Source organism: Modestobacter sp. SYSU DS0904 (assembly GCF_054051115.1).
In genome coordinates, this window is record NZ_JBJHAQ010000032.1 from 15,709 (window position 1) to 31,236 (window position 15,528).

At 74.8% G+C, this 15,528-nt stretch carries 15 protein-coding genes; 5 read left to right on the forward strand and 10 right to left on the reverse strand.

Annotation, left to right across the window (positions count from 1 at the left end; genetic code table 11):
• Positions 1 to 66: 66 nt before the first annotated feature.
• The 3 genes from ACI79U_RS17145 to ACI79U_RS17155 all read left to right on the forward strand — a co-directional run bounded on the left by ACI79U_RS17145 (position 67) and on the right by ACI79U_RS17155 (position 2,465).
• Positions 67 to 921 carry an Fpg/Nei family DNA glycosylase gene (locus tag ACI79U_RS17145; RefSeq protein WP_457071506.1) on the forward strand — a complete coding sequence of 285 codons (855 nt, stop codon included), beginning with the start codon at positions 67 to 69 and terminating at the stop codon, positions 919 to 921.
• A gap of 71 nt (positions 922 to 992) precedes the next feature.
• Positions 993 to 1,652, forward strand: a complete 660-nt coding sequence (locus tag ACI79U_RS17150; RefSeq protein WP_457071508.1) for a haloacid dehalogenase — start codon at positions 993 to 995, stop codon at positions 1,650 to 1,652.
• A gap of 45 nt (positions 1,653 to 1,697) precedes the next feature.
• The gene (locus ACI79U_RS17155; protein ID WP_457071510.1) at positions 1,698 to 2,465 is read left to right on the forward strand and encodes a hypothetical protein; all 768 of its coding nucleotides are present in this window, start codon (positions 1,698 to 1,700) and stop codon (positions 2,463 to 2,465) included.
• A 9-nt stretch (positions 2,466 to 2,474) separates the two neighbouring features.
• On the opposite strand, the gene ACI79U_RS17160 is transcribed toward ACI79U_RS17155, so the two are convergent.
• From ACI79U_RS17160 to ACI79U_RS17205, 10 genes are all read right to left on the reverse strand, one after another.
• Entirely contained in the window at positions 2,475 to 3,686 is a 1,212-nt protein-coding gene (locus ACI79U_RS17160) for an MBL fold metallo-hydrolase (protein WP_457071512.1), read from the reverse strand.
• 104 nt (positions 3,687 to 3,790) lie between these two features.
• Positions 3,791 to 6,253: an FtsX-like permease family protein gene (locus ACI79U_RS17165; RefSeq protein ID WP_457071514.1), complete on the reverse strand. Its 2,463-nt coding sequence runs from the start codon at positions 6,251 to 6,253 to the stop codon at positions 3,791 to 3,793.
• A 19-nt stretch (positions 6,254 to 6,272) separates the two neighbouring features.
• Positions 6,273 to 7,046 carry an ABC transporter ATP-binding protein gene (locus ACI79U_RS17170; protein ID WP_457071516.1) on the reverse strand — a complete coding sequence of 258 codons (774 nt, stop codon included), beginning with the start codon at positions 7,044 to 7,046 and terminating at the stop codon, positions 6,273 to 6,275.
• Positions 7,047 to 7,191: 145 nt separating this feature from the next.
• Positions 7,192 to 7,914 (reverse strand): response regulator, encoded by a 723-nt coding sequence (locus ACI79U_RS17175; RefSeq protein ID WP_457071518.1) that lies wholly within the window; start codon positions 7,912 to 7,914, stop codon positions 7,192 to 7,194.
• Positions 7,911 to 9,092, reverse strand: a complete 1,182-nt coding sequence (locus tag ACI79U_RS17180) for a sensor histidine kinase (RefSeq protein ID WP_457071520.1) — start codon at positions 9,090 to 9,092, stop codon at positions 7,911 to 7,913. The genes ACI79U_RS17175 and ACI79U_RS17180 overlap by 4 nt, the downstream gene beginning before the upstream one ends.
• Before the next feature lie 113 nt (positions 9,093 to 9,205).
• Positions 9,206 to 9,898, reverse strand: a complete 693-nt coding sequence (locus ACI79U_RS17185; protein WP_457071521.1) for an HAD-IA family hydrolase — start codon at positions 9,896 to 9,898, stop codon at positions 9,206 to 9,208.
• A gap of 105 nt (positions 9,899 to 10,003) precedes the next feature.
• Complete coding sequence (locus ACI79U_RS17190) at positions 10,004 to 10,321, reverse strand: HNH endonuclease (protein ID WP_457071555.1); 318 nt, start codon at positions 10,319 to 10,321, stop codon at positions 10,004 to 10,006.
• Positions 10,322 to 10,343: 22 nt separating this feature from the next.
• The gene (locus tag ACI79U_RS17195) at positions 10,344 to 11,297 is read right to left on the reverse strand and encodes a DUF222 domain-containing protein (RefSeq protein WP_457071523.1); all 954 of its coding nucleotides are present in this window, start codon (positions 11,295 to 11,297) and stop codon (positions 10,344 to 10,346) included.
• Between the two features lie 130 nt (positions 11,298 to 11,427).
• Complete coding sequence (locus tag ACI79U_RS17200) at positions 11,428 to 11,883, reverse strand: universal stress protein (protein WP_457071525.1); 456 nt, start codon at positions 11,881 to 11,883, stop codon at positions 11,428 to 11,430.
• A 28-nt stretch (positions 11,884 to 11,911) separates the two neighbouring features.
• The gene (locus ACI79U_RS17205) at positions 11,912 to 13,255 is read right to left on the reverse strand and encodes a Rieske 2Fe-2S domain-containing protein (RefSeq protein WP_457071527.1); all 1,344 of its coding nucleotides are present in this window, start codon (positions 13,253 to 13,255) and stop codon (positions 11,912 to 11,914) included.
• 178 nt (positions 13,256 to 13,433) lie between these two features.
• Here ACI79U_RS17205 and ACI79U_RS17210 point away from each other — a divergent pair, with 178 nt between their 5' ends.
• Together ACI79U_RS17210 and ACI79U_RS17215 are read left to right on the forward strand one after the other, a co-directional pair.
• Positions 13,434 to 13,808: a DUF485 domain-containing protein gene (locus tag ACI79U_RS17210; protein ID WP_457071529.1), complete on the forward strand. Its 375-nt coding sequence runs from the start codon at positions 13,434 to 13,436 to the stop codon at positions 13,806 to 13,808.
• Complete coding sequence (locus tag ACI79U_RS17215; RefSeq protein ID WP_457071531.1) at positions 13,801 to 15,414, forward strand: solute symporter family protein; 1,614 nt, start codon at positions 13,801 to 13,803, stop codon at positions 15,412 to 15,414. The genes ACI79U_RS17210 and ACI79U_RS17215 overlap by 8 nt, the downstream gene beginning before the upstream one ends.
• Positions 15,415 to 15,528: the final 114 nt, after the last annotated feature.

Below are 15,528 nucleotides of genomic sequence, written 5' to 3' on the forward strand. Positions count from 1 at the left end.
CCTCGGGCAGGGGAGAGGGGGCCGACTCCGCCCCCGGGGACGGCGTTCTCCGTGGATCATGGGCGCGTGCCCGAGTTGCCCGAGGTGGAGGCGCTGGCCGCGTTCCTGCGGGAGAACGCCGTCGGCCGGACCGTGACCCGCGTCGACCTCGCCGCGGTCCAGGCGATCAAGACCTTCGACCCGCCGCTGTCCTCCCTCGCCGGGCTGGAGGTCACCGGCGCCGCCCGGCACGGCAAGTTCCTCGACCTCGACGTCTCCGGCCTGCACCTGGTGGTGCACCTGGCCCGCGCCGGCTGGCTGCACTGGCGGGAGGGCCTGCCGACGGCGCCGCCCAAGCCCGGCAGGGGCCCGCTCGCGCTGCGGTTGCACCTCGATGACGGCAACGGGTTCGACCTCACCGAGCAGGGCACCCGCAAGGGGCTGGCGGTGTACGTCGTCCGCACGCCGGGCGAGGTGCCCGGCATCGCCCGGCTCGGCCCCGACGCGCTGGAGCTGGACACCGCGCAGCTGGGTGGGCTGCTCGCCGGCCGGCACGCCCAGCTCAAGGGCACGCTCACCGACCAGACCGTGCTCGCCGGCATCGGCAACGCCTACTCCGACGAGATCCTGCACGCCGCCCGGCTCTCCCCGTTCAAGATGGCCGACAAGCTCACCGACGACGAGCTGCTCCGGCTGCACGCGGCCCTGCGCGAGGTGCTCACCGGCGCCCTGGACCGCCAGGTCGGGCAGCGCGCGGCCACGATGAAGGGCGAGAAGCGGGCCGGCCTGCAGGTGCACGCCCGCACCGGCCTGCCCTGCCCGGTCTGCGGCGACACGGTGCGCGAGGTCTCCTTCGCCGACACCTCGCTGCAGTACTGCCCCACCTGCCAGACCGCAGGGAAGCCGCTCGCGGACCGGCGGATGTCCAAGCTGCTCCGCTGACGAAGGACCCCGTTGCCCCCCGCCACTCGCAGGCTCGCGGCGGGACCCTGCAACGGGGCCATACTGACGGTGTGCTGGTGACGTTCGACCTGTTCAGTGCGCTGATCGACTCCCGGACCGGCGGGTCGGCGGCGTTCGGCGCGCTCGCCGACGGTCACGGCTGGGACCTCGCCGGCACCGACCTCTACGACGACTGGGACGCCCGGAACAAGGCCTCGCAGGCCGACACCGCCGAGTGGGTGCCCTTCGCCGAGCACTGCCGCCGGGCGCTGACCGCCACCTACGCCGCCCGCGGCCTGGACGCCGACCCGACGACCGACGTGCTGGCGCTGCTGGACTCGCTGCCGGACTGGCCGCTGTGGCCCGACGTCGGGCGGGCGCTGCCGCTGGTGGCCGAGCAGCACACGGTCGGGGTGCTGTCCAACGTGGACGACGTGCTGTTCCAGCGCACCCGGGCCGCCGCGCTGGTCGCCGACGACGCCGTGCTCACCAGCGAGCGGCTCAGCGCCTACAAGCCGCACCCGGAGATCTACCGCCGGGCGGCCGCCGCCGGGGTGCAGGTGCACGTCCCGGCGTCGGCCCGGGACACCCGCGGTGCGCTGGAGGCGGGCCTGACGGCGGTGCGGGTCCGCCGCCCCGGGCACCGGGTCGACCCCGCGGGCCCGCAGCCCGAGCACGAGGTCGGCGACCTCACGGAGCTCCCCGCGGTCCTCGCCCGGCTCAGCGGGTAGGGGCAGCAGCAGGAGGCCGACCCGCGGTCCGGAACGGAGGAACCGATGAGGGACGACGCTCGGGTCGTGGCGGTCGCCGTCACCGCCGTCGCCCAGGTGGTGGGCAGCCCGCTGGGGACCGCGCTCGCCGGACGCAGCGTGGGGGACGTGAGCGACCAGGACCGCTCGCTGGTGACGCCTGCCGGCTGGGCCTTCAGCATCTGGGGCGTGCTCTTCGCCGGCGCGCTGGCCTGGGCGGTGTACCAGGCGCTGCCGGCCCAGCGGGCACGCGAGGTCCACCGGCGCACCGGCTGGCCGCTCGCGGTGGCGTTCGCCGGCAACACGGTCTGGGAGATCGTCTACCCGCAGGGCGGCGTCGGGCAGTACGTGGCCCAGGTGCTGATCTTCGGCATCACGGCGGCCACCGCGGTCGCCTACGTCCGCCTGCAGAGCGTGCCCGCCGCCGGACTGGACCGCCTGCTGCCGCGCGCCACGACCGGCCTGCTGCTGGGCTGGCTCACCGTGGCCTCGGTGGCCAACGTGGGGAGCACGGGGGTGGCACTGGGGATCTCCCCGTCCACCCTCGCCGCCCAGGCCTGGGCGGTGGCCGCGCTGGTGCTCGTCGCCGGGGTCGCCTCCGTGGTGCTGCTCGGCTCCTACGCTGCCGGTGGGCCGTTCGCCGCGGCCGTGGTCTGGGGCCTGCTGGGCATCGCCACCGCACCCGGCCCGCAGCCGGTGAGCGTCGCCGCGCTCGCCGCTGCCGGCATCGTCGTCGCCACCCTGGCAGCGCGCACGGTGACCCGGCCGGACCGGGCGGAGCTGCTGGTCGGCTGACCGCGGCGGTCAGGTCCGGGAGATCACCCGCCGGGAGCCGCCCCGCCGGGAGCCGCCCCGCCGGGAGCGGACCCGCGGCGTGGCCCCGAGCCCGGCGTCGTCCGCCGAGCCGACCGCCGTCCACCAGTCGTCCAACGGCGGCGGGTCGAGGACGTCGATCCGCTCACCGGGCCGCGGGACGACGACCTGCACGTCGCGCTCCCCGGCGGCGGCCAGCAGTCGCTGCACCGGCTCCGCCCAGCGGTGGAAGGCCAGGTTGAAGGTGGCCCAGTGGATGGGCAGCAGCACCCGGCCGCCGAGGTCGCCGTGCGCCCGGACCGCCTCCTCGGGGTCCATGTGGATGGCGTGCCAGGCCTCGTTGTAGGCGCCGATCGGCTGCAGGGTGAGGTCGAAGGGGCCGAGCCGGGCGCCGATGGCGGCGAAGGCCGGGGTGTAGCCGGTGTCGCCACCGAAGAACACCCGCCGCCGCGGCCCGGTGACCACCCAGGAGGACCACAGCGTGGTGTCCCGGGCGAAGAAGCGGCCGGAGAAGTGCCGGGCCTCGGTGCAGGTGAGGGTCAGGCCGGCGATCGTCGTCGCCTGGTCCCAGTCCAGCTCCACGACCCGGTCGTCGGGCACGCCCCAGCCCCGGAGGTGGGCCCCGATGCCCAGCGGGACGACGAAGGGCGCGGACTGGGTGCGCACCAGCGCCCGCACCGAGGGCAGGTCGAGGTGGTCGTAGTGGTCGTGGCTGATCAGGATCGCGTCGACCGCGGGCAGGCTGGCGATCGTCACCGGGGCGGGGTGCAGCCGGGTCGGGCCGAACACCGGGGACGGCGAGACCCGCTCACCCCACACCGGGTCGAGCAGCACCCGGTGGCCGTCGATCTCCAGCAGCGCGCTGGAGTGGCCGTACCAGGTGACCGCCAGCTCGCCGGCCTCCGCGGGCACCGCCGGGGTGGCCAACGGGATGGGCCCGCCGGGCAGGCCCTTGTGCCGGTCCTCGTGCCACTGGCGCAGCAGGCCGTTGCGGGCGTTGGCCGGCTCCAGCGCGGGGGTCGGCATGCTGTTGTGGAACTTCCCGTCGGCGAACTGCGGGGAGCCGGTGACGGTCGGGCGGAGCCGGCGCTGGCTGGCGCCCAGCGCCGTCGGCAGCCCCCAGGCGGCCCGGGCCAGCCAGCTCACCCCACCGGCGAGGGCAGCGGTGGCGGTGAGGGCGGCGGTGCGGCGGATTCTCGGCACGCCCTCCAGCATCCCCGACGCGGCTGGTCGGTGCCCGGGAAGTGGTGCAGACGACGCCCGGGCCCTGCCCACCAGGTGGACAGGGCCCGGGATTGCTCGTCGGTTCAGCCGGCGATGGCGGCCACCGGTGGGGTCCTCGCCGCGCGGCGGGCGGGCAGCACCGAGGCGAGCAGTCCGGCGACCGTGGCGACCACGACGATCGCCGCCACCTGCAGCCACGGCACGCTGACCACGACCTCGCCCACCTCACCGAGCGCCGAGGCGGCGCCGGCCGCACCGAAGGCGCCACCGACCAGCACGCCGATCACCGCGGCCACCCCGGCGACGAGCACCGCCTCCCAGGCCAGCAGGGCGCGCAGCTGGCGCCGGGTGAGGCCCAGTGCCCGCAGCAGCCCGCTCTCCTGCCGCCGCTCGACCACCGACAGGGCCAGGGTGTTGCCCACGCCGATCAGCGCGATCAGCACGGCCACGCCGAGCAGCCCGGTGACGACGAGCAGCAGCACGTCGACCACCTGGTCGATCGCGGCCCGCTCGCTGGCCAGGCCGGTGACCCACGCGGTGGGGACGGCGACGCCGGCGAGCTCGGTCACCTCGTCGATGACCGCGGTCTGGTCGGCGTCGTCGGCCAGCCGCAGCCAGACGGTGTCCTCGACCGCGTCCGGCACCAGCGCGCGCAGGTCCGCGATGTTGAGCAGCGGGGCGTCCTCGTCGCCGGCCACCACGGTCAGCTCCCGCGACCGGTCGCCGGCGGTCAGGGTCACGCTGTCGCCCACGGCCGTGTCCCAGCTCTCCCGGGTCCAGCGGGACAGGGCGACCTCCCCCAGGGCGGGCAGCGTCGTGTCCGCGGTGGAGCGCAGCACGGGCAGCGCCTCCTCGGGGTCGACCCCGAGGGCCCAGGTCTCCCAGTCGTCCGGGCCGGTGAGCGTGCCGCCGGGCAGCGTGGTGGTGGCGACCACGCCGTCCACCGACTCGAGCTGCCCCGGCAGTGACGCCGGCAGCTCGGTGCCCCCGCCCTGGACGATCACGTCGGTCGGGTAGGCGGCGGCCAGGCCCGCCTGCGCCGTCGCCCGGGTGGAGGAGGCGCCGACCACCATGGCGGTGGTCAGGGTGACCCCGATGATCAGTGCGGTGGCGGTGGCCGCCGTCCGGCGGGGGTTGCGGGACGCGTTGCCGGCGGCGAGCCGGCCGGGCAGCCCGCCGGCGCGGCCGAGGAGCCGGCCGGCCGCCGCGACCACCGGCGGCACCGCCCGCTGGGCCAGCAGCAGCCCGCCCAGCGCGCTGAGCACCCCGCCGGGCAGCGTGATCAGGATCTCCGCGGAGCTGACGCCGTAGACCATCAGCGCCACGCCCGGGACGACCAGCAGCAGTCCGACCACCAGGCGCACCACGCCGCCCCGGGAGCGCAACGGCGCCGGGTCGCTGGGCCGCAGCGCGGCCAGCGGCGCCACCCGGGTGGCGGCCCGGGCGGGGGCGATGGCGGCCAGCAGGGTGGTCAGCGTGCCGACGGCGAGGCCGGCGAGCACCGCGTAGAGCGGCACCGACACCCCGGACAGCGGGATCGGCGAGTCGGTGGCGCCGACGATCGCCGAGACCAGGGCGGCCAGCCCGATGCCGGCGCCCACGCCGAGCACCGAGGCGGCCAGGCCGGTGACCGCCGCCTCGGCCAGCACGCTGCGCCGGATCTGCCGGGCGGTCGCGCCGACGCAGCGCAGCAGCGCCAGCTCGCGGGTCCGCTGGGCGAGCAGCACCGCGAAGGTGTTGGCGATGACCAACCCGGCCACCAGCACGGCGATGGTGCCGAAGACCAGCAGGATCGTGGTGAGGAAGCCGGCGTCGCCGGTGATGGCGGCAGCCTGGTGCTCGGCCTGCTCCGTGCCGGTGCGCACGGTCACGCTCTCGTCGGTCAGCGTGCTGCGCACGGCGTCGGCCAGGGCGGCCGGGTCGGTGCCGGTGGTGCCGGCGATCCGCAGCTCGGTCGGCTCGGTGGCGCCCCAGGCCCGCGTCTGGTCCGGGGTGGCCCAGAGCCGCCCGTACAGGCCGGCCGTGGGGTCACCGCGCAGGTCGACGACGCCGGTGACGGTCGCATCGGCGGTCACCGCGACGCCCTCGTCGTCGTAGACGGTGACCGGGAGGACGTCGCCGACCTCGGCGCCCACCCGCTCGCTCACCGCCACCTCACCCGGGCGGACCGGGAGCGCGCCGGCGGTCAGGTGCTGCCAGCGCAGCGACGGCTCGCCGGCGACGGACTCGACCTCCGCGTACTGGGCCCCGGTGCGCCCCGGCGGGACGATCTGGAGGTAGGCCTCCCAGGTGGGGGCGACCGCCCGCACGCCGTCGACGGCGGTGAGCTGGTCGGCTACGGCGGCGAGGCCCTCGCCGCCGTCGGCGGTCACCACGGCGGCGGTGTCCACGTACTGGGCGCCGGCCGCCTCCAGCACGGTGGCGCGGGTGGTCTCGTTCAGGATCAGCGTGGCGACGACGAAGCCGACGGCGATGACGATCGCCAGCGTGGAGGCGACCAGCCGGCCCATGTGGGCGCGGATGCTCGCCCTGGTGACTGTGGACATGGCCCCGGTGCGCACGGCGTCAGTCCCCCAGTCCGCGGAGCGCGCTGATCACCGAGTCGACGGTGGGCTGCTGCAGCTCGCCGGCCAGCATGCCGTCGGCGAGCAGCACGACCCGGTCGGCGTACGAGGCGGCCACCGGGTCGTGGGTGACCATGACGACGGTCTGCCCGGTCTCCCGCACGCTGGAGCGCAGCAGGTCGAGCACCTCCGCGCCGGACCGGGAGTCCAGGTTGCCGGTCGGCTCGTCGGCGAACACGACGTCGGGGCGGGGGAGCAGCGCCCGGGCGACGGCGACCCGCTGCTGCTGGCCGCCGGAGAGCTCGTGCGGGCGGTGGTGCAGGCGGTCGCGCAGGCCCAGCCGGCCCACGACGTCGTCCATCCAGGCCTGGTCGGGCCGCTGCCCGGCCAACTGCATCGGCAGCAGCATGTTCTCCTGCGCGTCGAGCACCGGCAGCAGGTTGAAGGCCTGGAAGACGAAGCCGATCCGCTCGCGGCGCAGCTTGGTGAGCTGCTCGTCGCGCAGGCTGGTCAGCTCGGTGTCGCCCAGCCAGACCTGGCCGTCGGTGGCGGCGTCGAGCCCGGCGAGGCAGTGCATGAGCGTCGACTTGCCCGAGCCCGAGGGGCCCATGATCGCGGAGAACGCGCCGCGCTCGAAGTCGACGTCGACACCGGCGAGTGCGTGCACCGCGGTCTCGCCGGCGCCGTAGGTCTTGCGCAGCCCGCGGGCGCGGGCGGCGGCGGAGTAGCCGGCCGCCGGCGGCTCGCCGGGGACGGACAGGACGGGAACGGACACTTCGGGCCTCCGGACGGACGCGGTCGTTGACGATGACCACGTTCTCGTCCGGAGGTCTCCTCCCGCGTCGCCGCCGGGGCTGGTCTCCGCGGGTGCGCTGCTGCCCCCGCAGGAGGACCCGGTGTCATCCCGCGGGCTGATGGGCTCAGGCGGGGGCGTCGCGGAGCAGGTCAGCGGGGGCGACCAGGCCGCTGCGGTAGGCCAGCACGACAGCCTGCACCCGGTCCCGGCTGCCGGTCTTGGACAGCACCCGGCCGACGTGCGTCTTCACCGTCGCCTCGCTGACGAACAGCTGCGCGGCGACCTCGGTGTTGGTGGCGCCGTAGGCCATCAGCACCAGCACCTCCTTCTCCCGCGGGGTCAGCTCCGCCAGCGCCCGGTCGTCGTGCGGCTGGGCGGTGCCCGCCGAGCCGGTCCCGCGCAGCATCGGCGCGACGTGCTGCAGCAGCCGCCGGGTCGAGCTGGCCGCGATCACCGAGTCGCCGGCGTGCACGGTGCGGACCGCGGCGAGCATCTCCTCCGGCGGTGCGTCCTTGAGCAGGAAGCCGCTGGCCCCGGCGCCGATCGCCGACATCACGTACTCGTCGAGGTCGAAGGTGGTCAGCACGACCACCCGGGGTGGGTCGGGGAGGGCGGTCACCTGCTGGGTCGCCGTGATCCCGTCCGTGCCGGGCATGCGGATGTCCATCAGCACGACGTCGGCCGGCGTCGACCGCAGCAGCTCCACGGCCGCTGCGCCGTCGCCGGCCTCGCCCACCACCGTGAGGTCGGGCTGGGAGTCGATCACCATCCGGAAGCCGGCGCGGACCAGTTGCTGGTCGTCGACGAGGACGACGCGGACGGGGTCGGCGGGAGATGCGCTGCTCATCGAGCGAAACGGTAGGGCAGGACGGCGTGCACGCCGAACCCCCCGCCGTGTCGGGGACCGGCGGTCAGCCGGCCACCGTGCAGCTCGGCGCGCTCGCGCATGCCCAGCAGGCCCTGCCCCTCGCCGTCGGAGACGGCGATCGCCGCGGCGGCGCCCCGGCCGTCGTCCAGCACCGACAGCTCCAGGGAGTCCGGTCGCCAGTGCAGCCGCACCCACGCCTTGCCGGCCGGGCCGGCGTGCTTGAGCACGTTGGTCAGCGACTCCTGCACGATCCGGTAGGCGGCCAGCTGCGCGCCGGCCGGCATCGGCTGTGCCGAGCCCTCCACCAGCAGGTCGACGTCCAGCCCGCTGGCGGCGACGTCGGCGACCAGGTCGTCGATCGCCGCGACGTCGGGCTGGGGGGCGAACTCCTGACCGTCGCCCTCGCGCAGCACGCCGAGGAGCTTGCGCATGTCGGTGAGCGCCTGGCGGCCGGTCGCCGAGATCTGCTCCAGCGCCTCGGTGGCGGCCGCCGGGTCGGCCTGACCGGCGTAGCGGCCGCCGTCGGCCTGGGCGATCACCACCGACAGCGAGTGGGCGACGACGTCGTGCATCTCCCGGGCGATCCGGGCCCGCTCGGCCTGGGCCGCCAGCCGCATCTCCTGCTCGTGCTCCAGTTCCAGCAGCCGGGCGCGCTCCTCCAGGCCGGCCATCCGCAGCACGCGCGCGCGGCGCAGGTCGCCCAGCGCCCAGGCGGCGACCACCGAGACGCCGATCGCACCGGAGCTGACCATCAGGGACGCCGGGTCGTACGGGCCGGTGTAGTAGGTGAAGGCGGCGAGCACCCCACCGACCAGGCCGGTGGCCAGGCCGGCCTTGGAGGCCCAGCGGGGGCCGTAGGCGGCCAGCGCGTAGACCATCACCAGCGCGGCGAAGTTCGCGGGCAGCAGGTCGGCGGTGTAGGTGATCAGCTGCAGCAGGCTCAGGACGACGACGGCCGTGGCAGCCGGCACCGGTGCCCGGCGGCGCCAGGCCAGCGGGATGCTCAGCAGGAAGCTGAGGAAGAGCCCCGCGTCGCCGGCGTACCCCGCGCCGAGCACGGTGGTGAACAGGAAGAAGAGCGCCGCGAGCGCGCTGTCGACGGCGAACGGGTGCCGGCGCAGCCAGGCTGCGAGGCGCTCGAGGGCCGTGGAGTCCATGGTGGCGACAGTAGGCAGGGGACGGCGTGCCGTCGTCGTCCTGCGGGGTGAGCGGCGCGTCCACCCGGGGGTGGAGGCCGACGCCGTGCGGCGGCCGTCCCGCGTGGTGGGCGTCAGGCCGCCCGGACGGTGATGCCGTCGGCGGTCACGGCGAACCGCACGTGTGACAGGTCGGGTGCGTGCGCGTCCGCCACGAGCTCGTCGGGCCGGTGGGTGTCGCCGACGGCCAGGGTCGTGCACCCGGCGGCGCGGGCCGACGCCAGCCCGGCGGGCGCGTCCTCGACCGCCAGGCAGCGGGCCGGGTCGAACCCGAGCCGGCGGGCGCCGAGCAGGAACGGGTCAGGGGCGGCTTTGCCCTGCTCGACGTCGTCGAAGGTCACGATCTCCCGCGGCCGGGGCAGCCCCGAGCCGGCCAGCCGGGCGGCCAGCAGGGTGCGGGTGCACGAGGTCACGATCGCGACGCGCTCCGGCGGCAGGGCGGTCAGCGCGTCGACGGTGCCGGGCAGCACGGCGATGCCGTCCGCGGCCGCTTCGGTTTCCAGGTGCTCGATGCGGGCCAGGGCGTCGGCGACCCGCTCGGCGGCCAGCAGCTGCCCGATCACCTGCACCGCCGGGCGGCCGCCCATGCCCAGCTCGGTGAGCACGGCCGGGTCGACGTCGTGCTCGCGTGCCCAGGTGGCCCAGGCAGCCAGCGCGCCGCTCATCGAGTCGATCAACGTGCCGTCCATGTCGAACAGGACGGCGTCGAACGTGCGCCCGGTCAGGGCGCTGAGGCCGAGCGAGGGGACGGTCGTCGGCTCGGGCACGCGGCGATCCTCGCAGCCGCACACAGCGCCATGCAGCCGCGGGCAGGGGCACGCAGCCGTGGGGCGCGGCACGAGGTGAGACCCGGCGTCGGGTGAGGGGCCGCGTCAGCTGAGCAGGGGTCCGATGAGGATCTCGGTGCCGTCGGGTCGCCAGGTGCGCCATCGGCCGTCGGGTTGTCGCTCGACGCGGAAGCCGTGGTGGACCTTGGTGTGGTGCCGTTCGCACAGCAGCGCTGAGTTCTCCAACGAGGTCTCGCCGCCGTGGATCCAGTGGATGAGGTGGTGCACGTCGCACCACCAGGTGGGCGCCCCACACCCGGCGAACACGCAGCTCTTGTCCCGCCGCTCGACGGCCCGCCGCAGGCCGGGGGTGACCACCCGGTGGTCCCGACCGAGATCGAGCGGCACGCCGTCGGGGCCCATCACGATCCGGGAGATGCTCCCGTCACAGGCCAGCCAGCGGGCCCCCCGCCGCGGAGAGCAGCTGCCCGGAGCCGGTGGTCGCCGCGGCTGCTCCGGTGGCGGGGTCGACCAGGTCCTCGGCATCGAGGGTGACGACCACGTGCGGCTTGTGCGTGCGCAGCGTCGGCAGGTTCCCCGCCGCGAGCTGGTTGTCGCACAGCTGCGCCAGCGCGTCGGCCTGCTGCTGGGACCGGGTCCGCAGGTCGCCCTTCGGGCGGTCGGCCTGCACGATCGACTCCAGCGCCGCGGTGAACTTCTCCCCCGCCACCGCATCCAGCTGACCACCGAAGGCCAGCCCGTCGGCGTTCTTCGACGTCCACAGCCGCCGCCCCTCGGTCGGGTCGGGCTCCGGTCCGTCCGGGTCGACCCCGGCCACGTACCGCGTGACCACCCCGACGAAGCCCTCGTGGGTCTGGGTGGCCGCCGCGAGCGCCAACGCGTCATCGACCTCGGCCAGGTCATGCCCCTGCTCCTGCGCCGACGTCAGCCGCGCGGGGGTCAGCCGCCGGGCGGCCTCGGCCAGCTTCCCCGCCGTCACCGCCCCCGCCGCCGCGGCGGCGCTCAGCGCCGGCAACCGCTCGCCCAACCGACCGGTGCGCACCACCCGCTCGGCCTCCGGGGCGGCCAGCAACCCATGCCCGACCAGCCACGACCGCATCGACTTCAGCCCGTCGACCTCCGCGGCCTGGGTCAGCTCGCACTCCCGCACCGTGCGCGCCACCTCGGCGGCCAACCGGTTCTGCGCGACCAGCAACCCCCGCAACCGGCCCAGCACCTGCGGCCCGAACAGCGACTTCAGGTCATCGCAGGCCAACGAGTCCAGCGCCGAGGCCAACCCCGACCCGAGCAGGCGCTCCAGGTCATCGGAAGGCAGCTCGGCGACCACGTTCGGCGCAAGCACATCCGGATCGGCGTCCAGCGTCGACAACTGACTCACGGACACCTCCCGCCATTCGAATGTGTGTTCGAATTCTAGCTGGATATGGCTCGTAGATCCAGTCGAAACCGCAGGTCAGGCGCTCGTCCACAGATGAGGCTGGGGGATTGACACGCCGCTCCCAGCTCCGTCACGGGACGACCGTCACCGGCCAGCGGCCCAGGCGGACCAGTCGCACCGCGACCGAGCCGACCACCCGGTGGCCGGCCTGTTCCGAGGCGCCGACGACGACCGCGTCGGCCAGCACCTGGTCGGCGATCCGGGTCAGCTCGGCGACCGGGTCGCCGCTGGCGGTGCGGTACTCCGCCTCGACCCCGAGCTGCTCGGCCGCCAGCCCCAGCTCCGCCCGCAGCTCGGCGTCCACCTCCGCCGCCGCCTCCCGCACGAGTGCCTGCGCGCTCGGCACCCAGCCGGCCATCGACGGTGCCGCCTCGGTCACGAACACCGCGACCAGCTTCGACCGCTGTCGCCGGGCGAGCCCCGCGGCGTAGGACGCGGCCCGCAGCGACGTCGGCGACCCGTCGATGCCGACCAGGATCACCCGCGGACCGTCGGTCCCGCGCTCGAACGGCCCGGCTGCGGTCACGGCGCCATCCAAGCGCACCGGCCGGGGGTCAGGCGCTGGCGCGATGCTGCAGCTCGGTGGTCCGGTCCAGGGCCGCGCACTCGGCGGCGAAGTCGGCCAGGGCCCGGCGCAGCGCCACCCCCAGCCGGTCGGAGCGCACGTGCAGCTCGTCGCGCAGCAGCAGGGGCAGGCCGGTGGCGGTCGTGCCCGCCACCAGGCGGAGGTCCTCGGTCAGCGCGGCCTGCTCGGCGGCCACCTCGGCCGCCACCACCTCCGCGGGTACCGGCTGCCCGTCGGCGCCGGCGAGGAACAGGCAGGTGAAGACCCGGGTCGAGTCGGCGTCCTCCGGCTGCAGCAGCGTGAGGACGGTGGTCCCCGCGCCGTCGGGCGGGGTCAGCCGCAGCAGCAGCTGGAACGGGGCCCGGTGGACGTAGGTGGCCTGCAGCACGCCGTCCTCGACGGCCCGTTCCTGCCTGCTGCAGAACCCGCCCGGCTCCCGGGCGACCGGCTGGTCGGGCACCTCTGCGTCCAGGCCGGCGGCCGTGGCGTGCACGAACGGCACGTGGGCGACGTCGACGAAGGCGTCGATCAGCGGACCGGCCGGCGCCGAGGTCCGGGCCGGGGTCAGCCAGGCGGCGCTGTACCGCGGGTCGTCGGCCTCGGGCACCGGCAGCGGCCGGTCCCGCGGCTCGTCGGGGGCCAGCCAGATCAGCCCGAGCCGCTCGGTCACGCCCCATGCCGGCGGATCGGCGTCCAGTGCCCCGCCCTGCCGGCGCACGGTCCAGTTCCGGCCGAGCAGCCGCACCTGGACGTACCCGCCCTCCCGCAGTTCGCCGGCCAGCGCCACCGGGTGCCAGGCGTGCTCCAGCGCCGGGTCGAGGTTGCCGAACACCGGACCGGCCGGCTCGGGCAGCTCGGGCACCTGCTCCGGGTCGGGTGCCGGGTGGGAACCGCCGGCCCGCGGCGGCCGGGTGACCGGCGTGCGGTCGGGTGCCAGCCACACCCAGCCGTCGCGCTCCTCCACCGCCCACGGCACCGGCAGGTCGGCGCGCGGCGGGGGCGCGCCGTGCGGGCCCAGCGCGGGGATGCGGGTGCAGCGGCCCTCGGCGTTGAACTGCCAGCCGTGGTACCCGCACTGCAGTCGGCCGTCGACGACGGTCGCGGTGGTCAGCGGCACCAGCCGGTGCGGGCAGCGGGCGCCGACGGCGGTCACCTCCGCGTCGGGCGCCAGCCGGACGACGACGAACGGCTGGCCGCCCGCGCCCACCGGCACCGGCGTCGTCCCGACGTCGGCCGAGCGGGCCACCGGGTACCAGCCGGTGCCTCCTCCGGCCGTTCCCGGCGCCGTCCGTGCGCCCGTGCCCCGCGTGCCGCCAGCCCAGGAGAACGCCATGTGCCCATGTCAGCAGGGGTGGGTTACCCCGGCGTTGCCCCTGGGTGGAGTTCTGCGACGGATCCGGACGTTCTCGCAACTTTTCTGCAACGTGTCGCCCGTGATCTTCCCCATGTGCCGGGTGCGCCGCCTATGGTGACCGCGATCACGACTCAGGCGACGCACAGAGAGGTGTGCCGTGACCACACCGAACGACCGCAGGTTGCTGACCGCGGAGGAGTACCGCCAGGCCCAGGACTCGCCGGAGTTCAGCGAGCTCCGGCGCCGGTTCCGCGGTTTCGCCGTCCCCATGACGGTGGCCTTCCTGGCCTGGTACCTGCTCTTCGTCCTGCTCTCCACCTACGCCGGCGACTTCATGGCGACCGAGGTCTTCGGGAACGTGAACCTCGGCCTGCTGCTCGGCCTCGGCCAGTTCGTGAGCACGTTCCTCATCACCCAGCTCTACGTCCGGCACGCCAGCAAGAACACCGACCCCATCTCCGACGAGATGCGGACCCGCCTCGAGGCGCACGAGTTCGCCGCCCCGCGCAGTGAGGAGTCCACCCGTGGCTGACGTGTTCGCCGCCGAAGGCGTGACGATCGGCGAGCCGGCGATCAACATCTCGATCTTCGGCGCCTTCGTGCTGGTGACGCTGTTCATCACGTTCCGGGCCAGCCGCACCAACAAGAGCGCCGCCGACTACTACGCCGCCGGCCGCAACATCACCGGCACCCAGAACGGTCTGGCCATCGCCGGTGACTACCTGTCGGCGGCCTCGTTCCTCGGCATCGCCGGGGCGATCGCCATCTACGGCTACGACGGCTTCCTGTACTCGATCGGCTTCCTGGTCGCCTGGCTGGTGGCGCTGCTGCTGGTCGCCGAGCTGATGCGCAACACGGCGCGCTTCACCATGGCCGACGTGCTGGCGTTCCGGATGCGGCAGGGCCCGGTGCGCACCGCGGCCGCCATCTCCACGCTCTTCGTGTCGCTGTTCTACCTGCTCGCCCAGATGGCCGGTGCCGGTGGCCTGGTCGCCCTGCTGCTCGGGGTGAGCGGCGCCGCTGCCGAGGCCCTGGTCGTGGTCGTCGTCGGCGCGCTGATGATCTTCTACGTGCTGGTCGGTGGCATGCGCGGCACCACCTACGTGCAGATGATCAAGGCCACGCTGCTCATCGCCGGCGCCCTGGTCATGACGATCTGGGTGCTCGCCGAGTACGGCTTCAACCTCTCCTCGCTGCTCGGTGGGGCGGTCGCGTCGGAGGGCCAGCAGGTCCTGGAGCCCGGCGCCCAGTACGGGCTGTCGAACGCCACCCGGCTGGACTTCATCAGCCTGGCGCTGGCCCTGGTGCTCGGCACCGCCGGGCTGCCGCACGTGCTGATGCGCTTCTACACCGTGCCGACCGCCAAGGACGCCCGGAAGTCCGTCGTCTGGGCCATCTGGCTGATCGGCGCCTTCTACCTGTTCAGCCTGGTGATCGGCTACGGCGCCGGTGCCCTGGTGGGATCCGAGGAGATCCTCGCCGCTCCGGGTGGGGTCAACGCGGCGGCTCCGCTGCTGGCGTTCGAGCTCGGTGGCACGGTGCTGCTGGGCATCATCGCCGGCGTCGCCTTCGCCACGATCCTCGCGGTCGTCGCCGGCCTGACGATCACCGCCTCGGCGTCCTTCGCCCACGACGTCTACGCCTCGGTGCTCAAGAAGGGCCAGGTGGAGGCGAACGCCGAGGTCCGGGTCGCCCGGATCACCGCCGTCGTCATCGGCGCGGTCTCCATCGGGCTGGGCATCCTGGCGCTGCAGGCCGGGATCAACATCGCCTTCCTGGTGGCCCTGGCCTTCGCGGTGGCGGCCTCGGCCAACCTGCCGACCATCCTCTACACGCTGTTCTGGAAGAACTTCACCACCCAGGGCGCGCTGTGGTCGATCTACGGCGGGCTGATCGTCTGCATCGGCCTGATCATCTTCTCGCCGGTCGTGTCGGGGTCGGAGACGGCGATGTTCTCGAACTTCGACATCGCGTGGTTCCCGCTGCGCAACCCGGGGCTGGTCTCCATCCCGCTGTCGTTCTTCCTCGGCTGGCTGGGCACCAAGCTCTCCAAGGAGAAGCCGGACGTCGACAAGTACGCCGAGCTCGAGGTCCGGTCCCTGACCGGCATCGGCGCGGAGAAGGCGGTCGCGCACTGAAGAAGGTGGAAGGACCTCGCTGCCCCCCATGACTCGCAGGCTCGCCATGGGGCCCTGCAGCGAGGCCTGACCCACCGCTCGCAGGCTCGCGGCGGGACCCTGCAGGAGGGCCGT